The sequence below is a fragment of the Nocardia sp. NPDC041819 genome, assembly GCF_055590505.1.
The window spans coordinates 31,772-52,459 of sequence record NZ_JBVJAP010000002.1 but is presented as its reverse complement, the minus strand read 5'-3'; the positions used below and the strand labels follow the sequence as shown (position 1 = coordinate 52,459).

The 20,688-nt window shown below is 66.9% G+C and carries 19 protein-coding genes and 3 tRNA genes; 10 read left to right on the top strand and 12 right to left on the bottom strand.

The window, feature by feature from the left end; genetic code table 11:
- Positions 1 to 7: 7 nt before the first annotated feature.
- Positions 8 to 889, bottom strand: coding sequence for a galactan export ABC transporter permease subunit Wzm/RfbD (gene wzm / locus ACZ6DL_RS07160; protein WP_466049666.1), 882 nt, complete (start codon positions 887 to 889; stop codon positions 8 to 10).
- 225 nt (positions 890 to 1,114) lie between these two features.
- Positions 1,115 to 1,720, bottom strand: coding sequence for a bacterial proteasome activator family protein (locus tag ACZ6DL_RS07155; RefSeq protein WP_466049664.1), 606 nt, complete (start codon positions 1,718 to 1,720; stop codon positions 1,115 to 1,117).
- Between the two features lie 251 nt (positions 1,721 to 1,971).
- Between ACZ6DL_RS07155 and ACZ6DL_RS07150 the strand changes: the two genes are divergently transcribed.
- Complete coding sequence (locus ACZ6DL_RS07150; RefSeq protein ID WP_040864285.1) at positions 1,972 to 3,174, top strand: cysteine desulfurase-like protein; 1,203 nt, start codon at positions 1,972 to 1,974, stop codon at positions 3,172 to 3,174.
- Positions 3,175 to 3,181: 7 nt separating this feature from the next.
- Here the strand turns inward: ACZ6DL_RS07150 and ACZ6DL_RS07145 are convergent, their stop codons facing one another.
- Positions 3,182 to 4,186: an NAD(P)H-quinone oxidoreductase gene (locus tag ACZ6DL_RS07145; RefSeq protein ID WP_393231144.1), complete on the bottom strand. Its 1,005-nt coding sequence runs from the start codon at positions 4,184 to 4,186 to the stop codon at positions 3,182 to 3,184.
- 136 nt (positions 4,187 to 4,322) lie between these two features.
- On the opposite strand from ACZ6DL_RS07145, the gene ACZ6DL_RS07140 reads away from it, so the two are divergent.
- The 3 genes from ACZ6DL_RS07140 (at position 4,323) to ACZ6DL_RS07130 (ending at position 6,152) form a co-directional block, all read left to right on the top strand.
- Positions 4,323 to 5,501 carry an alpha-hydroxy-acid oxidizing protein gene (locus ACZ6DL_RS07140; protein ID WP_357043376.1) on the top strand — a complete coding sequence of 393 codons (1,179 nt, stop codon included), beginning with the start codon at positions 4,323 to 4,325 and terminating at the stop codon, positions 5,499 to 5,501.
- Positions 5,502 to 5,632: 131 nt separating this feature from the next.
- Positions 5,633 to 6,043, top strand: a complete 411-nt coding sequence (locus ACZ6DL_RS07135; protein WP_174371775.1) for a MarR family winged helix-turn-helix transcriptional regulator — start codon at positions 5,633 to 5,635, stop codon at positions 6,041 to 6,043.
- Between the two features lie 24 nt (positions 6,044 to 6,067).
- Positions 6,068 to 6,152 (top strand) — tRNA-Ser (locus tag ACZ6DL_RS07130).
- A gap of 226 nt (positions 6,153 to 6,378) precedes the next feature.
- Here the strand turns inward: ACZ6DL_RS07130 and ACZ6DL_RS07125 are convergent.
- Positions 6,379 to 7,521, bottom strand: a complete 1,143-nt coding sequence (locus ACZ6DL_RS07125; protein ID WP_466049661.1) for a nitric oxide synthase oxygenase — start codon at positions 7,519 to 7,521, stop codon at positions 6,379 to 6,381.
- A 575-nt stretch (positions 7,522 to 8,096) separates the two neighbouring features.
- On the opposite strand from ACZ6DL_RS07125, the gene ACZ6DL_RS07120 reads away from it, so the two are divergent.
- A complete protein-coding gene (locus tag ACZ6DL_RS07120) occupies positions 8,097 to 9,170 on the top strand; it encodes an alpha/beta hydrolase (RefSeq protein ID WP_466049659.1) in 1,074 nt (357 codons plus the stop codon).
- Here ACZ6DL_RS07120 and hisC read toward each other — a convergent pair.
- Positions 9,167 to 10,240, bottom strand: a complete 1,074-nt coding sequence (gene hisC / locus ACZ6DL_RS07115; protein WP_466049657.1) for a histidinol-phosphate transaminase — start codon at positions 10,238 to 10,240, stop codon at positions 9,167 to 9,169. The genes ACZ6DL_RS07120 and hisC overlap by 4 nt on opposite strands.
- Positions 10,241 to 10,357: 117 nt before the next feature.
- Between hisC and ACZ6DL_RS07110 the strand changes: the two genes are divergently transcribed.
- The 3 genes from ACZ6DL_RS07110 (at position 10,358) to ACZ6DL_RS07100 (ending at position 11,350) form a co-directional block, all read left to right on the top strand.
- Positions 10,358 to 11,065 (top strand): dienelactone hydrolase family protein, encoded by a 708-nt coding sequence (locus tag ACZ6DL_RS07110; protein ID WP_466050458.1) that lies wholly within the window; start codon positions 10,358 to 10,360, stop codon positions 11,063 to 11,065.
- A gap of 88 nt (positions 11,066 to 11,153) precedes the next feature.
- Positions 11,154 to 11,243: transfer RNA gene (locus tag ACZ6DL_RS07105), tRNA-Ser, on the top strand.
- A gap of 34 nt (positions 11,244 to 11,277) precedes the next feature.
- Positions 11,278 to 11,350: transfer RNA gene (locus ACZ6DL_RS07100), tRNA-Arg, on the top strand.
- On the opposite strand, the gene ACZ6DL_RS07095 is transcribed toward ACZ6DL_RS07100, so the two are convergent.
- The 4 genes from ACZ6DL_RS07095 to ACZ6DL_RS07080 form a co-directional block, all read right to left on the bottom strand.
- Positions 11,316 to 11,501, bottom strand: coding sequence for a hypothetical protein (locus tag ACZ6DL_RS07095; protein WP_466049655.1), 186 nt, complete (start codon positions 11,499 to 11,501; stop codon positions 11,316 to 11,318). The genes ACZ6DL_RS07100 and ACZ6DL_RS07095 overlap by 35 nt on opposite strands.
- A 2,073-nt stretch (positions 11,502 to 13,574) precedes the next feature.
- On the bottom strand, positions 13,575 to 13,754 hold the full coding sequence (locus ACZ6DL_RS07090) for a hypothetical protein (RefSeq protein WP_466049653.1): 180 nt from the start codon (positions 13,752 to 13,754) through the stop codon (positions 13,575 to 13,577).
- 80 nt (positions 13,755 to 13,834) lie between these two features.
- Entirely contained in the window at positions 13,835 to 14,695 is an 861-nt protein-coding gene (locus ACZ6DL_RS07085; RefSeq protein ID WP_466049651.1) for a hypothetical protein, read from the bottom strand.
- A gap of 319 nt (positions 14,696 to 15,014) precedes the next feature.
- Positions 15,015 to 15,260 carry a hypothetical protein gene (locus ACZ6DL_RS07080; protein ID WP_466049649.1) on the bottom strand — a complete coding sequence of 82 codons (246 nt, stop codon included), beginning with the start codon at positions 15,258 to 15,260 and terminating at the stop codon, positions 15,015 to 15,017.
- A gap of 1,068 nt (positions 15,261 to 16,328) precedes the next feature.
- Here ACZ6DL_RS07080 and ACZ6DL_RS07075 point away from each other — a divergent pair.
- On the top strand, positions 16,329 to 17,807 hold the full coding sequence (locus tag ACZ6DL_RS07075; protein WP_466049647.1) for a helix-turn-helix domain-containing protein: 1,479 nt from the start codon (positions 16,329 to 16,331) through the stop codon (positions 17,805 to 17,807).
- Positions 17,797 to 18,390, top strand: a complete 594-nt coding sequence (locus tag ACZ6DL_RS07070) for a flavin reductase family protein (RefSeq protein ID WP_466049645.1) — start codon at positions 17,797 to 17,799, stop codon at positions 18,388 to 18,390. The genes ACZ6DL_RS07075 and ACZ6DL_RS07070 overlap by 11 nt, the downstream gene beginning before the upstream one ends.
- Positions 18,391 to 18,490: 100 nt before the next feature.
- Here ACZ6DL_RS07070 and ACZ6DL_RS07065 read toward each other — a convergent pair whose 3' ends face one another.
- The 3 genes from ACZ6DL_RS07065 to ACZ6DL_RS07055 form a co-directional block, all read right to left on the bottom strand.
- Positions 18,491 to 19,213 carry a maleylpyruvate isomerase family mycothiol-dependent enzyme gene (locus ACZ6DL_RS07065; protein ID WP_466049643.1) on the bottom strand — a complete coding sequence of 241 codons (723 nt, stop codon included), beginning with the start codon at positions 19,211 to 19,213 and terminating at the stop codon, positions 18,491 to 18,493.
- Positions 19,214 to 19,444: 231 nt separating this feature from the next.
- Positions 19,445 to 19,837, bottom strand: coding sequence for a RidA family protein (locus ACZ6DL_RS07060; RefSeq protein WP_466049641.1), 393 nt, complete (start codon positions 19,835 to 19,837; stop codon positions 19,445 to 19,447).
- A 105-nt stretch (positions 19,838 to 19,942) separates the two neighbouring features.
- Complete coding sequence (locus tag ACZ6DL_RS07055) at positions 19,943 to 20,668, bottom strand: DUF998 domain-containing protein (RefSeq protein WP_466049640.1); 726 nt, start codon at positions 20,666 to 20,668, stop codon at positions 19,943 to 19,945.
- Positions 20,669 to 20,688: the final 20 nt, after the last annotated feature.

The following is a 20,688-nucleotide window of genomic DNA, read 5'->3' as shown; positions in this document are numbered from 1 at the left end:
GGCGCTCCTATACCCAGTACGGTACGCGCGAACGGTACTGCTTCATGGCGAAGATCGCCACGATCCAGCCGACCAGGGTGATCGTGCCGACGATCACCCAGTGCCGCAGCTCCTGCGGCTCGCCGAGCAACGGCGCCCGGACGATTTCGAGATAGTGGAACGTCGGCACGAGTTCGGCCAGTTTCGCGCGGTCGCCGGTGCCGACCTGCGATTGCAGAGTCTTGGTTGTCCACATGACCGGCGTCAGCACGAACAGCATCAGCGTGGTGCTGCCGAGAATCGGCGCGATGTCGCGGTAGCGGGTGCTGAAGATGCCGAAGACGATCGACACCCACATGGAATTCAGGAAGATCAGCGCGATCGCCGGGATCGCCATCAGGCTGGCCACCCCGAGGTGCCGCCAGACGCCGAACGCGGCGAGCATCACCAGGTAGATGACCATGTTGTGGGCGAAGAACAGCAGCTGCCGCCACACCATCCGGTAGACGTGCACGCTCAGCGCGGAAGGAAGCTGCTTGATCAGGCCCTCGTTGGCGATGAAGACCTCCGAGCCCTCCAGGATGCTCGCGCTGATCACGTTCCAGATGATCAGCCCGACCGTCACGTACGGCAGGTACTCGCGCAGCGGCTGGCCGAGCAGCGCCGCGTACAGCAAACCCATCGCCACGGCCTGCAAGCCGGTGGCGATGGTGATCCAGAACGGGCCGAGCACCGAGCGGCGGTAGCGCTGCTTGATGTCCTGCCAGCCCAGCGACAGCCACAGCTCGCGCTGCGCGAACCCGCCCGCGAAATCCTGGAACGCGCGCCGGAACGTCTGGGAGTCCGGCACGATCTTCGCCTCGGTGGCTCCCGAGTGCAACGTCTCCGTCTCCGGGGTGGCCGCGCTCACCGGACGCTCCTGCGAGTCGTCGCCGGACGGCGCCGTGTGCTCGGGCGAGGAGGTCGGTGAGCTGTCATCTGAACGCGCTTGGTCATCGGAACCAACTGAGCTCTCTTCAGGACGCACCGCACTCGGGTCGGAGACCGAGTCGGAGCGAGCGGCAGCGGCGGGCACGGTGCACGAGACTACCCTTGCGGGTTCCTACCCCCGCGTGGCACACGCGCGTCGCCGGTCTCACAGGTACTGGCCGGAACCGCCGGTGACGTGACTGGTCTGTCCGCCGCGCGGGTCGACGGCCTGGATGCCGGGCGGCAACGCGCCCTGACGCATCTGTTCGAGCTGGGCGCGCGCGGCCATCTGCTGGGCGAACAGCGCGGTCTGGATGCCGTGGAACAGGCCCTCCAGCCAGCCGACCAGCTGGGCCTGCGCGATCCGCAGCTCGGCGTCGGTCGGAGCGGTGTCGTCGGTGAACGGCAGGGTGAGGCGCTCGAGTTCCTCCCGCAGTTCGGGGGCGAGTCCCTGCTCGAGCTCGCGCACCGAGGACTTGTGGATCTCCTTGAGGCGATTGCGGCTGGCCTCGTCGAGGGGAGCGGCCCGCACCTCCTCGAGCAGTTGCTTGATCATGGTGCCGATCCGCATGACCTTCGCGGGCTGCTCGACCATGTCGGCGAGCGATTCGCCGGAGTCGTCCCGGTCGTCCGAGTTGTCCTTATTATCGTCGTCGGTCACGACCTGAGCGGTGAAGGGCGTTTCCGGTCCGGCTACCGCCGGAATGGCCAGGGGCCTGCCGTCGGGTCCGACAACGACGATGTGGTCCGGTGCCTCGTCCGAGTGCGTCATGGTCCCTATCATGTCGTGTTCGGTCCGAACGCGCTAAGCCGGTGCTCCCGGGCCGCGCTCGCGGCATGGTTCGGCGCGCGCCGCCGGTCCACGCCGCCGCGGGAGGTCGGCGTTCTATTCTGTTCGGGTCGTGTGGTTCGGATTTGTCGAAAGTCGGTCGCCATGCTGAGTCCCAGGTTGCTGTGCTCCCGCCACGATGTGGAGGGGAACGCGGTTACACAGGCTCGTCCGCTGCCCTTAGAGTGGCCAGCATGACTTACGACGTCGCGAGGGTTCGGGGCCTGATACCGTCCCTGGGCGACGGCTGGATCCACCTCGACCCGCAAGCGGGCATGCTGGTTCCGGACGCGGTATCCCGCGCCGTGTCAACGGGTTTCCGAACCTCTTCCTTCTCACATATCGGCCGCAACGGCGCTGCGGTGCGCAGCGCGGCGATTCTGGACGCGGCTCGCGAGGCTGTGGCGGACCTCGTCGGCGGCGACCCGGCGGGTGTCGTACTCGGCCCCGACCGCGCGGTCCTGCTGGCCTGGCTCGCCGAATCGCTGAGTTCTCGCCTGGGCCTCGGCACCGGCATCGTGCTCTCGCGGCTGGACGACGAGGCCAACGTCGCGCCATGGCTGCGCATCGCCAACCGCTACGGCGCGCACGTGCGCTGGGCCGAGGTGGAGATCGAGACCTGCGAGATGCCGTCCTGGCAGTTCGAGGAACTGATCGGGCCCACAGCGCGGCTGGTCGCGCTCACCGCCGCCTCGCCGATCGTCGGCTCCGCCCCCGCCGTGCGGGTGGCCGCGGACCGGGTGCACGAAGTGGGCGGGCTGCTGGTGGCCGACGCGTTCGGCGCCGCGCCCTACGCGCTGATCGACATCGATGAACTGAACGCCGACGTCGTCGCGCTGAGCGCACCGGCATGGGGCGGTCCGCAGATCGGCGCGCTGGTCTTCCGTGACCCGGCCTTCCTGGACCGGATTCCGTCCATGTCCTTGAACCCCTACGCCAAGGGCGCCGAGCGGCTCGAGGTCGGTGGGCACCAGTACGCGCTGCTGGCGGGCCTGACCACCTCCATCGACTTCCTGGCCGGGCTGGACGAGCGGGCGCGCGGCACCCGGCGCGAGCGCCTGGAGATGTCGATCACCTCGTTGCAGGACTACCACGACCAGCTGTTCGAGCACTTGATGAGCGTGCTCGACTCGATCCCCGGTCTCACCGTGATCGGCCGCGCGTCCACCCGCATCCCCACGGTCAGCTTCACGCTCGGCGGCATGCAGGCGGAGAAGGTCGCGGCGAAGCTCGCCGACAACCGGATCGGCACGGTGAGCGGCGTGCACGGCGGCAGCAGGCTGCTGGACGCGCTCGGCGTCAACGACGAAGGCGGCGCGGTGACCATCGGCCTCGCGCCCTACACCACCAAGTTCGAGATCGACCAGCTCGGCAGGGCCCTGCTCGCGCTGGAGTGAGCGGCGCTCACAACTCCCGTACCCGCAGCACCACCTTGCCGAACACCTCGCCGGAGTCCAGCAGCCGGTGCGCTTCGGCGGCCTCCTCGATCGGCAGTTCGGCGGCGATGACCGGCGCCACCGTGCCGTCGGCGACCAACGGCCACAGCTGCCTGCGCACCTCGCCCACGATCTCGGCTTTGCTGCCGACGCCGGTCGCGGGCCGCGCGCGCACGTTGGTGGCGTGCACGGTGCCCCACTTGCGCAACAGGACACCCAGGTTCAGCTCGGCGGACACGCCACCCTGCATGCCGATCACCACGAGACGGCCGTGCTCGGCCAGCGCGTCGACGTTCCGTCCCAGGTAGGCCGCGCCCATGTTGTCCAGGATGACGTCCGCGCCGACGCCGCCGGCGCTGGATCGCTGGGCGCGCACGACGGCGACGAAATCGTCCTCCTTGTAATTGATCAGTACGTCCGCCCCCAGCTCCGCGCAGCGCGCCAGCTTGTCCGCCGAGCCCGCCGTCACCGCCACGCGCGCGCCGAGAGCTTTGGCGACCTGAATGGCATGCGTGCCGATCCCGCTGCCGCCACCGTGCACCAACACCAGCTGATCGGCCCGCAGCCGCGCGGTCATCACCAGATTCGACCACACGGTCGCCGCCACTTCGGGCAGACCGGCCGCCGCGCCCAGGTCCAGGGCGTCGGGAACCGGAAGCACCTGGGTCGCGGGCACCACGACCCGCTCGGCGTAACCGCCGCCGGACAGCAGCGCGCAGACTCGATCGCCGACCGCCCACTCCCGCACTCCGTCGCCGAGTTCGGCGATCACACCGGAGCATTCGAGGCCGAGGAGCGGGCTGGCTCCCGGTGGGGGCGGGTAGTAGCCCTGACGCTGCAACAGATCGGCCCGATTGACGCCCGCCGCGTCTACCTCGATCAGCACTTCGCCGTGTCCGGGCTCCGGATCCGGCACCTCCGACAAGGACATGACCTCGGGACCGCCGGAACCTTTCAGAACTATCGCGCGCACCGTGCCATAGTGCTCCGCCCGCAGCGGCGGTTGCGCGCTGCCCCCTGCGCAGGGGAGCCGGGAGGGAAACGTGCTGGGGAAACGCAATCCGGCAAGCGGCCTGCGATGACCGGCGTCACGGACTACCGTTCCGGTGGTGAGTGGCGGTTTCATCGATTTCCAGAACGAGATCTACCTGGGCGGTCTGGGTGGCTCGACACCCGAATTGCCCATGACCGCCGCGGGTCTGGAGACGCTCGCCCGGGAGCGGCTCGATCCGGCCGCCTTCGCCTACGTCGCGGGCAGCGCGTCCGCGGAGCGCACCGCCGCGGCCAACCGGTCGGCCTTCGACCGCTATCGCATCCTGCCGCGAATGCTGCGCGGCTCCACCGGGCCCGGCGTCCGCGATCTGTCCGTCGAGGTGCTCGGCACGAAGCTGGCCGCGCCCGTGCTCACGGCGCCGATCGGCGTCCTCGAACTGCTGCACGAGGGCGGCGAGGTGATCGTCGCCGAGGTCACCAAGGAACTCGGCATCGGCACGGTGCTGTCCACCGCCGCCTCCTCGACCATCGAGGACGTCGGCGCCGCGGCCGGAGCCTGGTGGTACCAGCTGTACTGGCCTGCCGACGACGAACTGGCCTGCTCGTTCGTCCGGCGCGCCGAGCGGGCCGGGGCCTCGGCGATCGTGGTCACCGTGGACACCCCGACGCTGGGCTGGCGACCGCGCGACCTGGAGCAGGCGCACCTGCCGTTCCTGCACGGCAAGGGCATCGCCAACTACCTGTCCGACCCCGTGTTCCGGGCCAAGCTGCCCGCCGCGCCGGAGGAGAGCGAGGATGCGATGCGAACGGCCATCCTCACCTGGGTCGGACTCTTCGGCAACCACACGCTGCGGCCCGCCGACCTCGCACGTCTGCGCGAGTGGACCGACCTCCCGATCGCGGTGAAGGGCATCCTGCATCCCGACGACGCGCGCCAGGTGGTGGACGCGGGTGCCGACGCGGTGGTGGTGAGCAATCACGGCGGCCGCCAGGTGGACGGCTCGATCGCGGCGCTGGACGCATTGCCCGCGGTAGTGGCCACCATCGGCGACCGCGCCGACGTGCTGTTCGACTCCGGTCCGCGCACCGGTTCCGACGTGCTCATCGCACTGGCCCTGGGCGCGAAGGCGGTGCTGTACGGGCGGCCGTGGGCCTACGGACTCGGTCTCGCGGGCGCGGCGGGGGCCCGGCACGCGTTGCGGGCGCTGCTCGCCGATTTCGACTCCGCGCTCGGTCTCTCCGGGTGCACGAGCCCGGCCGCGGTGAACCGCGCCCTGCTGTCCACGGTGCGCTGACCTGCGATAGTTGCCCATTTCCGCAGTTAGCCGCGCATAGAATGGCCACCGTGCATCCCGAACCGAGCGGTCGCGTCCTGGCCGAGCCACGCTGGCTCACCCCGGCGCAGCAGCGCGCCTGGCGCGCCTACATGGACGGCCACCAGCGCCTGATGACGGCGTTGAATCGTCAGTTGCAGCGGGACAGCGACCTGTCCGTCGCCGAATACCGAATTCTGGTTCTGCTCTCGGAGGCCCCCGACCGCTCGCTGCGGATGAGCGAGCTGGCCGACGGCGTGCTGTCCTCGCGCAGCAAGCTCACCCATCAGATCCGGCGGCTGGAGGCGCAGCAGATGGTCCGCCGCAACACCTGCCTGGAGGACGGCCGCGGCGTGCTCGCCGAACTCACCGACGAGGGCCTGCGCCGCCTGCAAGCCGCCGCGCCCGGCCACGTCGAAGCCGTCCGGCGCCACTTCATCGACCTGCTCGCCCCGGCCCAGCTCGAGGTGATCGGCGACGTCTTCGAACGCGTGGACGAGGAAATCGGTAAGCACTCCGGCTGAGCCGTCGGCTACGATCGGTTCCCTGGAGACGTGGCAGAGCGGCCGAATGCACTCGCCTTGAAAGCGAGCGTCGCGAGAGCGACCGGGGGTTCAAATCCCTCCGTCTCCGCTCCACTCGTCGCCGACCCGTGCTCATGGAGTGCATGAGCTGGGCTCGTTTCGCAATGTCTTGTGGGGGTGCAACCCCCACGCCCCGCCCGGCGGGCTTCGCCCCCGGACCCCCGCCTGAGGTCGGGCTCCAATGGCTGCGTCCCGCCGATTCGAGCCCGCCGAGAGTTTGGTTGGGCATAGTGCGCAACGCCGTTCCGTCAGGCCTGCTTCAACTCGCGCGTCGGTTATCCCACGGTGTCCGCGCTGAAATCCCGGCGGACGAAGTTCGGCCGGATGTCGAGATCGGGTGGGTCGTAGTAGCGGTGGAAGGTCGGCGTCAACCCGGACGAGATCGGCGGGTTGATCCAGGACCAGTCGGTGGGGCAGGCGCGGCCAGCGGCTTCCTCGCGTTGGACGTGATCGCAGAACTGCTTGGCGACGGTGTGGTGGTCGACGATGTACACGCCCGCCTTGCGGAAGCTGTGCAGCACCGCGCGATTGAGCTCGACCAGGGCCTGATCGCGCCAGAGGTTGCGCTCGGCCCTGGTGTCCAGGCACATCATCTCCGCGATCAGCGGGAGCATGTTGTAGCGGTTGGCGTCGCTGAGATTGCGCGCGCCGATCTCCGCGCCCAGGTACCAGCCGTTGAACGGCGCGAACGGATACGTCATGCCGCCGATCTCCAGATTCATGTTCGACACGGCGGGCAGCGCGTGCCAGCGCAGGCCCAGGCCGGCGAACCACTCGAACTCGGGGTGCTCGAGTTCCACCTCGCGCGCGAGCTCCGGCGGGATGTCGAACCAGCGGATCGGCTCGTCCGGCGTGCTGATCAGCAGCGGAAGGATGTCGAAAGGCGTTCCCGCGCCGCGCCACCCGAGCTTCATCGCGAATTCGGTGAGCTCGACGTTGGCGGCGTCGCCGGTGACCGTGCCGTCCCCGTTGCGATAGCCCGCGTACCGGATGATCTGCGGGCTGACGATGCGGAACTCGCGCCCGTCCGCTTGCCGTGGCGGCCCGACGGTGATCATCGACTGGATGGCGCCGTTGTTGGTGGCCATGTGCAGATGCTGCCAGCAGATCTCGGCCAGATCGCGCGCCGAGCGCACCCGCCGGGCGTCGAGCAATTTCAGCGAGCGCCAGTGTTTCCGGCCCACGCAGCGGGCGTGATTACGCCAGGCGAGCTTGGCTCCGATCAGGATCTCCTCGGCGGTCTGGAGGTAGGAGCCGGTCTGTTCGAGCTGCTCCAGCGCGCTGCGCCGGCGCTGGGCGCTCAGGTGCGCCAATTCGGGCAGCCGGAAGAACTCGTCACACTCCCGCATCCGGCGTGCCAGATCGGCGCGGAAAGTCGCTGTGTCCGATTCGTTCTCGATCGAGGAGACGGGTGACATTGGATTCACGGTTTTCTCCGGTCGGGCATAGGTGCTGCGATGAAACAGGCGAGTCGAGCAGGAGAATTCGCGCGTGAGCGCAGCCGGTGCCGCTGGAGTCGCGTGGCGGCCCGCGAAGGCGCGCAGAGCAGATGCCGTGAAATAGCTCCCGTCCGAACATCATTTCGATTCCGGAAGGGCTTTCGACAATGAGAACCGGGCGGCCGGTCCGCATACCTCGCCGAAACGCAGGGCGATGACCTCGTCGCCAGCGGTGTTGATACGCGATCATGCCCGTCCTGGTTCGAATTCCGAAAAGGCTCGGCGCTCAGCGTACGGCGGGTGTGCTGATGGTGTGCCGTGATTTGCTGGATTTGCTGGATTGTCCGGACGGGGAACCGGATCCGGCGTGCCGAGTACCGTTGAACGGGTCTGCCTTTCGAGGGCTGGGCGGTTCGCTTCCCCGATGTCGACGGTCTGGCTTCTGCTGTCGGGGGTCACCAAGGGCCACTGCCGCATGCTGAGTGCGGTGGGTGTTCCTCGACATGGTGATGGGCCCTCGGCCCTCCCTCGACGTCTCTGGCAGGATGGTTCGCATGCTCTGTCGCCGCCGGGTGCGGCGTTGGCTTTCCAGCGCCCTGATCAGTGCCGCACTCGTCTCCGGTGCGGTGTCGTTCGGTGCTCCCCAGGTCACGGCGGCGCCCGGTAATACGCCGCCGGTCAACACCGGGTCCGCGGACGGGCCGGGTCCGGCCGAACCGACCAGTAAACAGCCCTCGACGCCGCGGATCGAGCGCGTCGAACCGATCAACGATCGCTGGCTGCGGGTCTTCGTCGCGTCGCCCGCGATGAGTCGAGAGGTCGAGGTGCAGGTCCTCCTCCCGCGCGACCAGTCGCACCCGCGTCCCACCGTGTACATGCTCGACGGCCGCAGCGCGAGCCCCGACAGCAACAACTGGACCGAGCTGGGCCACGCCGACCGCTTCTACGCGGACAAGGACGTCAACGTCGTGCTCACCGTCGGCGGTCCGGCCAGCTTCTACACCGACTGGCAGCAGGCCGACCCGGTGCTCGGCACCAACAAGTGGGAGACGTTCCTCGCCAAGGAGTTGCCCCCGCTGATCGACGCGAAGTTCGACGGCAACGGCACCAACGCGGTCATGGGCGTCTCGATGGGCGCGGAGGCCGCGATGATGCTCGCGTTCCGCCAGCCGACGCTCTACAAGGCGATCGCGGCGCACAGCGGCTGCTTCTCGATGGGCACCGACATCGGCCAGGCGCAGGCGCGCGCCGTGGTGGCCACCTACATGGGCGAGCCGGACAACATGTTCGGCAAGCAGGACGACCCGGCCTGGCTGGCGCACGACGTCACCCTGCACGCGGACGCGTTGCGCGGCAAGACGATCTATCTGTCGGTCGGCAGCGGCCTGCCCGGCGTGCACGACGTGCCCGGCACACCGAACGTCGACCTGCCCAGCGCCATTACGTTCGGCGGCCCGCTGGAGGCCGCGACCAACGCGTGCACCCGGCGGCTCACCGAGCGGCTTCGGTCGCTCGGCATCCCGATCACCGCGCACTTCCGCGCCACCGGCACGCACTCCTGGCCGTACTGGGAGGACGAACTCGCCCTCTCCTGGCCGACGATCGCGCCCGCGATCGGCGTGCGCTAACCCAGGAACCGCGCGAGCACCTCCGGCTCACGGGCGAAGCTCAGGAACAGATCGTTCTCGTGCGGGTCGCCGATCGTGACGCGCACTCCGTCCGTCCCGTACGGCCGCACCAGCACCCCCGCCGCCGCGCTCGCCTCGCCGAACTCGGCGCTGCGCGCGCCCAGCGGCAGCCAGACGAAGTTCGCCTCGCTCGGCGGCACCGGGTAGCCCGCCGCCACCAAGGCGTCGCGCACCCGTGCGCGTTCGATGACCAGGAGGTCGGTGCGATCCAGCAATTCGTGGCGCGCCTCCAGCGACGCGATCGCCGCCGCCTGCGCGAGGCGGTTCACGCTGAACGGGATATGCACCTTCAGCAGAGCCGTGATCACGGCCGGGTCGCCCACCGCGTAGCCCACCCGCAGCCCGGCCAGGCCGTACGCCTTGGAGAAGGTCCGCAGCACAACCACATTAGGCCTGCTCCGGCCGATCTCGACGCCGTCTGGGTGGTCGGCCAGCCGCACGTACTCGTAGTACGCCTCGTCCAGCACCACCAGCACGTGCGACGGCACCGCGTCCAGGAACCGGACCAGCTCGGCCTTGCCGACGGCGGTGCCGGTCGGGTTGTTCGGGTTGCAGACGAAGACCAGCTTGGTCCGCTCGGTGACCGCGGCGGCCAGCGCGTCCAGATCGTGCACCTGCCCCGGCGTGAGCGGCACCTGCACGGCGGTGGCGTTGCCCACCTTGGTGACGATCGGATACGCCTCGAAGGAGCGCCACGCGAACAACACCTCGTCGGACGCGGACGAGCAGGTGATCTGCACCAGCTCCTGGCAGAGCGCCACACTGCCGCAGCCGACCGCGACGTTCTCGAAACCGACCCCGAGGAACTCGGCCAGCGCCGTGCGCAGCTCGGTGACCTGATTGTCCGGATACCGGTTGGCCAGCTCGGCCGCCTCCGCGATGGCTTTGGCGGCCGCGGGCAGCGGACCGACGGTCGTCTCGTTGCTGGCCAGCTTGACCGCGCCGGGATTGCTGCGGCCGGGGGTGTACGCCGGGATCGATTCGAGGTCCGGCCGGATCTGCGCTGTCACACTCCAACCCTAATCGGCGCCGTGGAAAGCCCGATCGGCGTACCGGAAAATCTCTGGTCTATACGCCCTCACGTGCAATTTCTACCGAAGATCGGCAACGCGCCCTACGCTGGTTTCATGTCGGGCACCTACGACGATTCGGCCCCGCTGCGGGCGAGCGACCAGGAAGACGAGCGGCCGGCCAGCGGTGGGCAGGTGCCCATCACGGTGGTGGAGCCGGAAGGAAACGCACGCGGCGGGATCGTGCTGCTGCACGAGTCCAGCGAGTTCACCGGCCCATTACGCGACCTGATGGACGCGCTGGCAGGCGAGGGCTGGACGGTTGTCGCACCCAAACTCTTCCATCGGGGAGGCGGCCAACCGGGCGGCGGAGTCTTCGGCGACGAGCTGTTCGACGACTTCGACGCCTGCTTCGACTGGCTCACCCGGCGTGGGGTGTTCCCCGACACCATCGGCGTGCTCGGCTTCGATTCCGCGGGCACCGCGGCGTTCCTGGTCGCGACCAATCGTCCGATCGGCGCCGCGGTGAGCGTCGCGTCACCCGGCATCATCGAGCCGCTCACCGACCAGGCCGACGCCTTGGTGCGCGCCGCTCCGAACCTCCAGGCGCCATGGCTCGGCCTGTTCGGCGTGGACGACCCGGCCACCCCGCCCGCCCAGGTCGACCAGCTGCGGGACGCCACCGCTCGCGCCGCGGTCGCCAGCCTGGTCGTCACCTATCCCGGCTCGCACCACCGCGCCGACACCTCCGACGCGGACGACGGGGATGATGCGGTCGATTCCCAGACCAGAATCTTCGATTGGTTCGACAGTAACCTACGCTGACCAGCCGTTTTGTGATCTGGACGGTAGCTACTGTAACCTTTTGGCTCGGCGGTTCGAAAGGACCGGTGCCCTCGAAGAGAAGGCTCCAGGAGGCGTGCCAGAGCGGCCGAATGGGACTCACTGCTAATGAGTTGTCCCTTCACGGGGACCGGAGGTTCAAATCCTCTCGCCTCCGCCAAGCCCGGGAAACCGGGTACAACTGAATAACACCTGCGCCCGTAGCTCAACGGATAGAGCATCTGACTACGGATCAGAAGGTTAGGGGTTCGAATCCCTTCGGGCGCACCCAGGTAGAAGGCCCCTCCGGTACCAACGGAGGGGCCTTCTCGCATCTCGGCCGACGCCATTTGACGACAGTCTCACTCGACAGCGCGTCCATGCGCGTCACCGCCTCGCGCTGCACGGCGTCGATCACGTCCATGTAGGTGTCGGTCATCGCGGTGATCGTGGCGCAGGATCCGCTGCACCGTCGCCGCCTCCACACCCATCGTGAACAACAACGTCGCGGAGGGCGAGTCGTGCCGAATTTCGCCATACAGGATCAAGAGCGCCCCGGCGGCGCTTCGCGCCGCCGCGCTGCGAGACGCAGCGCGGCTGATGGGGCGTCGCTCGCGGCGCGTCGAGCGCGTCGGCGCCACTCGGCCGCCGGGGCGGACAGAGTTCCTGTCTGGTCACTTTCTGCATCAAACCGAAGCAGTGCTGGGCACGCCGGGAGCCGTACCCGACTTACTTCCCGCAGTCGAGCACGAATCGGCCGGCACTCTGCCCGGTCCACCGACTCTGGTCCCTCCGAGGTCCCCGGATCCACGAATGAGGTCACCGCATCCAGCCGACAGGGCTCGCCGGTCACCAGTTCCTCACCGGCCGTGGCGGTCTGACTACTTCGAGGGCTATCACGTCCCCAGCGGGCATCAAGAGCGTCTACAGCGTCACTACGTGATGGCTGGCGCTCTTGACACCCACCGGAGCCGTGATCGAGACGCCCTCACCCAGACCACGCCAACCGGAGAGGAACTTGCGAGATGACCACCACGCCCACCACCTGCCAGCTCCACGGATGCGACAACCCCGCCGCCGTCCCGTTCACCTCCATGTACGGACCACAGGAACAGGTCATCTGGCACTGCACCCCGGGCAACATCCAGCACCTCGCAACGCCGAGATGCCCGACCGCTACCCGTATTGACCCGGAGGGGGCTTGGCCCCCTTCTCTTCGAGCTGGCGCCTGGCACGGCGAATTCTCCGCACCAGGCGTCAGGTATTAGTTATCTACTCGGCCGACCCGGTACGCGACCGTGCGAACAATCCCAGCACTGCTACGAGCACGGTGACTGAGGCAGGCCAGCCCGCCAGCAGTCCCGTGGCGACCGCCAAGCTCACAGCAAGGGACAGCACCACCAGAGGATGGATGTGCGGTCCCTTGGGTTCGGTCGGATGCGGATGTGGAGTGTCTGGCCTCAAAGTTAAGCTCATCGGTGCCTGTACGTCCTCTCTTGGCCGAGCGGTTGTGTAGGTGTACTCGCGGCCCCTGCCTGGTGCGAACAGGCGGGGGCCGTTTCTTGTACCGAACCGGACCCGACGGCGGGGAGAAAGCTCACCGTCGCTGGTCCCATCGGTAGGTGGAAGCTTAGGCACAAGCTCCGACGCCTCGTGAAAACCCGTTGACCGGGCCGACCGTTCTTCTGTTGCCGAAAGCTCTTGCGCCTCTGTCCAACCGAGCCGTACCCCATCAGACCCGTTGGGTGTGCACCAAACCGTGCTGTGCACAGGATTGTGGGCAACCTGTGGATAAGCAGTGGATAGACTGCAACGAGCTGCGAGAACGCACGACGACACTCCCGAGCGCAGCAGTGACGAAGTTGAACATGCGGGCGTGTCGAGTGAACTATCCCCAGGCACACCATTCGTGGTCTTGAACCACACCGATATGGCGAACTGACCTTCGCGTTGCTGTTCTCGTGCAGGTCGTTGTCCCAGTGCAGCCCGACCGCGGCGGACTGACTGGTCAGCGACCTCCCTGCGGACCTTCTTCCCCGGATACATCGACATGCATGACGAGAAGGTCCGGCGATAAGAACTTCAGGTAGTGGTCGAAGTCCGCGACCTTCGGCCGCGTGGCCCTGCTGTGTGGTGGCCTGCATTGTGTTCCCGCGCCCCTCCAGCCTCAAGGGCGCTTCGCGTCACTCCGTGATGGAGTCCGCCCACCCTTGACCCCGGAGCCTCTACGCGCGAAGGCAGGCCGATAAGGGGCAGGCGCAGCCAGCCCGCCTTGTTGTGCAACCCACCACACAACAAGGCCAGCGCCGTGCACTCTGCGTGCATCACGGCCCGGATGTCGGCGGTCAACGACGGTCAACGCAGACCAGGCACGCCGTACGGGTATAGACACGGAAAATCCCCCCGACCAGGTGATATGTCGGAGGGATTTGGTGGCCAGGGCCGGGATCGAACCGGCGACCTTCCGCTTTTCAGTCTGTGTTTGGCCTGCAGCTATGCCAGGCCGCAACCCTCACTTCTTCTTGTTGACTTTGAGGCGCAGGGGCGGCAGCGACTGGACCTTCTTGCGAGTCGTGGTCGTCGCCGACAGAGTGCCCGAAATGCGCGTTGCACGGGTCGCAGCGCCCTCCGGCGCGCCATGGTAGGTGGCTTGGCGGCTTGTGGCGTTGCGGTTGGTATTGCTAGCGCTCATTTGGCCTCACTTCCGGTCCTTGAGCTACGGGCCGTCCCCGCTAGTGTGACATGCCCTCGCTCTGTCGTCACTCGGCGACTTCAGTCCAAACCCGGGTTCAGGGCACGATCGAAGAAGTGCTTCCGCTTCACCCACACGAACCCCTCATGACGGGTGATCGCCGCTATCTCGATGGGGCCACCCACTGTGGGGCTACCCGGCGAGAACCGCACGAATCCGATGGTGACCTGTACCAGGAACTCAGCCAGGTCGATTGCGTCCTGGATCGGCATCGGCGGAACAACGAGTTGAGCCTGAAGCTGCTGTTGGAGAGCCAACGTATACGGAATCGCATCCTCTTCCGGTACTCCAAGGTTCATCAACGCCCGGGGCGTCGCTCCGCTTAGCCCGTTGAGAATCCGCGAGACAGCTTCTGGCTGCCCCCAGGCCGTGACTCCGACGTCGTCGTCGAGGACTGGAACGAGCTCCCCGCAGCCATCAGGGCTCATGTGTAGTTGGTAGATTTCGGGGAGTTCAGCTTTCGCGGAGTACCCAGCGACCAACAGGCCGAGTGACATTTTGTCTGCCAGTTGCGGATCCTCTAAATTGGGCAGAGTAGCGGTCATCGGCTGATACTTCGACTCCCAGAAGAACTCCTTGAATCGGCTCGCCACGTCCTCCATGGTGTAGTTGTCATCCAGGTACCACTCGTCATCCTCGTCTGTGAACCTCACTCGGAGGTCCTTAGCGAGGGTCGAGATCGATGCCTGGCCGATGTTTCCTAGCCCCCAGGTCATCGCAGCGAGTGGCTTGCCCTTGCGTAGATTGAAGATCTTATTGCCGTTGTTGTACACGTTTCGTGCGAGTACGGCTCCACCCTCGACTGACGCTCCGATGGATGCCGCACTGTCCGATGCGAGCACGAATCCATCGTTGACCCGAACGACCACAGCTACCGTCACCCGATCAATATCTCAGCTGGAGGACCGTGGCGGAGTAGAACCCGAACATGACAGCGTCGGTGTGTTTAACAATAGCCATGACTACGGCGCGTTGGGGCTGTGTGGACGACATTTCTGACGACAACGATGACGACTCCTACGTCGATGTCGCCACCGAATACGGTGGTGCGCGGTGATGCGTCCCAGACCCATTGCGCCGCCTGTACCTACAGGATCGGGAGTTCGATTCTCTCCAAGCGCACTGGAAGCCCCTCCTGTCATGACCGGAGGGGCCCCTGCCCGCGCCGCGGCACTTGTGGGGTCCTATCTGACGTGCTGGTCAGACGCGGTCCTCACCGAGCAGCAGATATGCCGCAGCCAGGTGGACCAGGCAGTCGTCCGGGCGATGTCGGGCGTGGATATTCCGCAACTGCTCGGCGCGCTCAGGCGTCAGATCCAACAGGTGGACCTTGCACATGTGTTCCGCCAGCTTTCCGTCGGCCTGGACGAAGGTCTTGTGGTCCTCGGCAGATGGAAAGGGCCGGGGTGCGTCTGCTGAGTGCTCCGGGCGGTCGGACGACGTCACGATGCTCCTTTCGATCGTTTGACGCCGGGCTTGTCGAGAAGGGCGTTCTAGCCCAAAGCTCAGCGCAGGGCAGCGGTGGTAAGTCGGCTCGCACGTCGTCATCGATGGTCACGACGAGCTCCAAGTCGGAAAGCGTGGCCAAGGCGTCGGCGACATGCTGGGCTTGCTCTGCACCTGCCTGATAGTCCAGCGTCAACGCGCCGGATTCGATGTGAATGTGTCGTATCCGTGGGGCCGGCTCGGTTGGCGCGCATTCCAGGTTCGCAACGGGTGGATTGCTGCCCTCAGCGCCGCCGTGGCGATCGTCTTTGCGTGCGCCACTGGACGAAGCTGTCACCATGGCTTCGTCGTGGATGGCACTACCCGGCCCGCTTCGACCAGAGTCTTCAGAGCGGCGGCTTTGCGTGGGCACCGGTTCGCGCGGCACTGAACGTGATATCGCATGACGGTGTGAGCCTGCGAGATCGTGAACGGCACAGTAGGTGCCTGGTGGGCGGCTTCGTCACACATGGCGATGAGTTGGTAGATGGCAAGGGAGTTGGTCGGCATCGCGCGTCGCTTCTCTCGGTCCGGAACGGTTGAGTGGCACCCGGCCACGGGGGCTCTCGCCACCGGCTCGCCACTCTGGTGTGCCGATGCGCCGCGTGAAATGACGACGTCGGCCCGGTGCCGGGTACCGAAGCCAACGGTCGTCGGAATCGCGATAGCGGGCTATGTCTCTCGACGCCGGTACGTCATGCGCGTGCCGCGTAGCGCTCGTGTGGACGGGAGCCCGAAGGCGTTGAAAGTGTCGAATACGCAGGTCCGAAGCGGCTTTCGGGGATATGCACGGAACGTATAGCGGCGATCGCCAAGCGCTGATACGGTCCGGCTGACCAGGGCAAGCGACAACCGAGGGGACGGGGGAGCAGCATGCCCCAGGTACGACCAGTGCGTTACTGCGCACGTTGTGGCAGCCGACTCAGCCGCTACAACGCGCAGGCCTTCTGCGCTCCCTGCGAAGCCAATCTTCGGAGTGATGTGCGGACGCCACCTGAGGTGTCATCGGGCTTCTGGCGGACCGACCAGATGCGCGATGCGCTGGCCACCTGGCACATGGGGTTGGTGATCCATGCCTACCGCACCCATCCGCATCACGGACGACCGCTACCGCAGGAACTCGTGGCCGGGTGGCTGGGGTTGACGCAAGCTCAACTGAGTCGAATCGAGAAAGGCGCAGCGCCAGAACATATCTCGAAGCTGGCGCGGTGGGCGGAAGTGCTAGGTATCCCTGGTGAACTGTTGTGGTTCAAGTTGCCAAAAGAACGTACGTCTACAAGCGTTGAAGCACGGTCACCGGCGCGGGCGCATACTGATCCGATCAGGTTGCGAGAGACGGCAAGAACTGAGCAGTGGGCAGCTACCGCCGCCGATCCCGAGGCAGGGTTGTTGTCGATGGGCCTGCGGCGCGCCGGCCGGAATCATGGCCTGTCTGAACCGGGAGGTGATCTTACGAATCGGCGAGACGCCTTGCGGGTGCTCAGCGGAAGTGGAATTGCTGCCGGTGGCGCGCTTCAGAACCTCATACTCGGTGCTGCCCGTGAATCGGCTCAGCTCACCAACGTCTTGGACTGCTCGTCGGTCGACTCATCGACGTTGTCCGATGCCGCAGAGGATCTTTATCAGCTGGCCAGGGATTACGCCCTCGCCCCCGATCTCCAGCGCATCTTCGTTCACCTGACCGTGCTGCGCGACCAGCTCGGGTCGATCATCCACCGTGCCGGACGATTGACCGATCTCAAGGAGCTGTATGTCTTGTTCGCCGCGACCTGCACGCTGCTGGCGTCGGTATCGCACGATTTGGCGGAACCACAGGCGGCGATGATCCAGACCCGCACCGCCGCACGGTTTGCCGAGCTGGCGGGACATCGGTCACTCGAAGCCTGGGTGTACTGCACCCGCGCCATGATCGCGTCGTGGTGGAGCCGACCGGAGCAAGTTCTGGCAGAGGTAGACAAGGCTGGCGTTGCCAAGGGAATTTCTGGCATCCGACTGGCAGGCCTGGCCGCCCGCGCCCATGCCCAGCTCGGAAACCGGCCCGCGGCCATCGCTGCCATGCGTTCCGCCGGACGTGAGCGTGATCGCCAGCACGGTACTGATTGCCTGACCGAGCTAGGCCCGGTCTTTGATTTCTCGCTGGCTCGCCAGCACTACTACGACGCCACCACTTATGCCCGTCTGGGTGAGTGGACGCAGGCGCAGGCCGAAGCGCAGGTGGTGATCAACATCTACGCGCCAGAGCAGTCGCGAGCATGGCCAACCACTTTGACACTGGCGCAAATCAACCTGGCGCATGCTCGAATGCACTCCGACGGCCCTTCGGCGACCATGGAGACGCTTCATCCGGTTTTCGGTGTGCCGATGGGTCAGCGCATCCCTCAAGTCGTGACGGCGCTGCACGCCCTGAGCGCCGACCTCGAGGCACACCCGATGGCGGCGACCGCTCGCGGACGCGAACTCGCTGACGCTGTCCAGGAATTCGTATCGGGAGCGGACCGTGACCAGTGACAACTCCCTCAGCGTTGCGCATCGGCTCCTCGCCCCGCGAATCGCGTATCTGATCGGCACACGCAGCGCCGACGGTACGGCCAACCTGATTCCGGTGTCCAACCTGACATCGGTAGCGACCAAGCCGCAGCAAGTGGCCGTAGCCGTGTACAAGGAGTGGGTTACCTATAAGAATCTTCTGTCTGCCTCTGGATTTACCATCAGTGTGCCGACGGTCGAACAATTGGAGAGCGTCTGGAAGTTGGGTGCGCGATACTCCGGGTTCCCAATCAAAGAACCAGATCAGAAGCTCCGAGCCAGCGGCCTCGAGCTAGATTTCGAGTCATCGATCTACGGCCCTGTGACGCCCGCTGGCCTTGGTTGGATGGCCTGCAAAATCATCGCGCGGATCGATTTGGGTGGTGACCATGGGCTCACGATCGCTCAAATTGACCATGTCTGGTTCAATCCCGAGTTTCTTACCGTCGACGGCATACCGCACGGCGTAACTCACCCCCTGATGCAGCAAACCGGCAACCATTTCGCCACGACGGCCGATGAACTGACTTCCATCCCGTACTTTCAGGCGACGCCCTCCGAATAGGGGCGCCGTGGCACACGGCGGTGGGCCGTCTCGGGCCGATGCCGCAGTGGTGTGCCACTCGTCGGGTTCCGCTGCAAGCGGGAGTGGGATCAACGGCATCTCACTTCCAGGCGGGGAGGGGTGGGAGGTCGCCGGTGAGGTCGGGGCCGGGGCTGCGGCCGAGTAGCCAGGCGGCGAGGGAGGAGGCGGGGCCGGAGATGGTGTGGGTGGCGGGGGTGGGGCCGATGGTGGCGGTGAAGTCGGAGTCTGTGGCGTGGAGGGTGAAGGGGGCGAGGGGGGTGTCGGTGGTGAGGCGGGTGAGGTCGGCGGTGGCCTGGGGGAGGATTCGGGCGACGAAGGGGGCGGGCCAGTCGGAGGGGTGGTAGCCCGCGTTCAGATCGACGTGGTGGATTTCGACCTCTTGCAGGCGCATCCAGAGGACTTCGGTCGCGGGGATGGGGCGGCCTTGGCGGGTGCGGACCTGGGCTTGCCAAGCGTCGTCGGTGAGTGAACGGGCGAGGCCGAGGAAGCGGGTGGCGGCGGCCTCGTTGTCGGCGAGTTGCTCGGAGAGCGGGCGGGGCGCGCCTGCTTCGATGTCGCTGTCGCGCAGGAAAGCGCTGGCGTATTGCGGGATTTCGATGCCGGTGTGGGCCCACAGCAGCAGGTTCACCAGGCTGTCCGCGTTGCGGGCGAGGTGGGCCAGGACGTGGCCGCGAGTCCAGCCGGGCAGCAAGGAGGGCTGGGTGACGGCGTGCTCATCGAGGCCACGGATGGTGTCGAGCAGGCGGGTGGTCGCCTCGGCGACGGTGTCGAGTTGCACGGGGGTCTGCGAGGCGGTGGTCACGGTTTCGACCCTAGCGAGAGAGAACCCGGCTCGTCGCGAACGACGGGCCGGGTTCGTTCTGGGAACGTGAGCCGAGGCCACTCGGAATCAGAGGGCCCGCGTGAGATGGGTGCGCCCTTGCATCGGTCACCGGCGATCGCGGGTCCGGTCGGCGGACCGCCGTCGAGCACGCTCGTCGACCAGCGTGCTCGCGAACGGCGGGCACGCGAAGGGGGTGCGCCGCTCGACGCCCTATCCGGCGAGGATCGCGTCGGCTTCGATCTCGACCAGCAGGGCCGGGGTGATCAAGCCCTTGATCTCGTACATGGCCGTCGCCGGACGGATCTCGCCGAACACCTCCGCGTGCGCCTTGGCGACCTCGGGCCAACGGGCGATGTCGGTGACGAAGATTCGGGTGCGCACCACGTCGGCCAGGCTCGCGCCCGCCTCCTCCAGCGCGGAGCCGATGCGCCGCAGGGTTTCCCTGGTCTGCTCGCCGATGTCGTCGCCGCCGACGGCCGTGCCGCCGGGGGCCGAAGCGGTGGTTCCGCTGACCGCGACGACATTGCCGAGCCGGACCGCCCGCGAGTAGCCGACGAGGTCTTCGAACTCCGAACCCGAGGAGATGTTCACGCGATCACTCATGGGCGAAAGCATCGCACGGCGCCGAGCGCGGCAATGTGCCGGACAGTCGAGTGCAGGCACCTGCCGGTCGACATCCGAAACGGTGACAGGGTGGGCGTGCAGTCGTCAGGATCCGTCCGGGCGACTCGGTAATCGGCTCGGCTCGGTCCGCTCCCGGCTCTCCACGATGACGGCGGCCGCCAAGGTGATCAACCACAGCGACATCGCACCCACCTGAATCCGCTGCGCTATCCCGAGGGCGTAGTTGCCCGGCAGATTGTCGGCCACCAGCATCCAGGTCGTCGCCAGCGCGCCGATCACCAACACGACGAAGCCGAATTCGCGCAGCACCCGCCAGCGTCGGTAGCGGAACGCGGCGAGACTGAAGGCGCACGCGGCGACCGCGATCGAGGTGACCGCCAGCGTGCTCGTCAGCGCGTGCGGCTGATGCAGTTGCGGGAACAGTTCGCTCGGGCCGCCGCACCCGCTCTCGCCGGGCGTGCAGTCGCGCAGCGGCAGCAGGACGTCGGCGATGGTCGCCGCGCCGAAGCAGAACAGCGCGATCCAGCCGACCGTGGTCATCCTGCGGCGCGGGAACAACAGCAGTCCCGCGACGGCGGCGGGTATGAGCGACACCCCGACGATCAGGTCCGCGGTCGCGAACACCTCCCGGTACGGCTTGCCCTCCGCGTCCAGTTCGCTGAGGAATGTGTCGACCGGGTCGAGATCGATCTTCAGTGCGAACTGGAGCACCCAGGACGAATAGCAGAGCCCCGCGATCGCGATCGCCGCGGCGACCAGCACAGTTGCCGGTCGCAGCCGCCGAACGGCGATGTCCGAGCCATCCGTCACGTCCCCATTGTGCTGGTTTC

Bases quoted from the DNA above. Each gene is read 5' to 3' on its own strand.
- ACZ6DL_RS07075 (WP_466049647.1), top strand. From the start codon at position 16,329: ATGCGCGATGCGCTGGCCACCTGGCACATGGGGTTGGTGATCCATGCC.
- ACZ6DL_RS07120 (WP_466049659.1), top strand. From the start codon at position 8,097: ATGCTCTGTCGCCGCCGGGTGCGGCGTTGGCTTTCCAGCGCCCTGATC.
- ACZ6DL_RS07155 (WP_466049664.1), bottom strand. From the start codon at position 1,720: ATGACGCACTCGGACGAGGCACCGGACCACATCGTCGTTGTCGGACCC.
- ACZ6DL_RS07135 (WP_174371775.1), top strand. From the start codon at position 5,633: ATGGACGGCCACCAGCGCCTGATGACGGCGTTGAATCGTCAGTTGCAG.
- ACZ6DL_RS07150 (WP_040864285.1), top strand. From the start codon at position 1,972: ATGACTTACGACGTCGCGAGGGTTCGGGGCCTGATACCGTCCCTGGGC.
- ACZ6DL_RS07125 (WP_466049661.1), bottom strand. From the start codon at position 7,521: ATGTCACCCGTCTCCTCGATCGAGAACGAATCGGACACAGCGACTTTC.
- ACZ6DL_RS07090 (WP_466049653.1), bottom strand. From the start codon at position 13,754: ATGAGCGCTAGCAATACCAACCGCAACGCCACAAGCCGCCAAGCCACC.
- ACZ6DL_RS07060 (WP_466049641.1), bottom strand. From the start codon at position 19,837: ATGAGTGATCGCGTGAACATCTCCTCGGGTTCGGAGTTCGAAGACCTC.
- ACZ6DL_RS07095 (WP_466049655.1), bottom strand. From the start codon at position 11,501: ATGACCGACACCTACATGGACGTGATCGACGCCGTGCAGCGCGAGGCG.
- ACZ6DL_RS07110 (WP_466050458.1), top strand. From the start codon at position 10,358: ATGTCGGGCACCTACGACGATTCGGCCCCGCTGCGGGCGAGCGACCAG.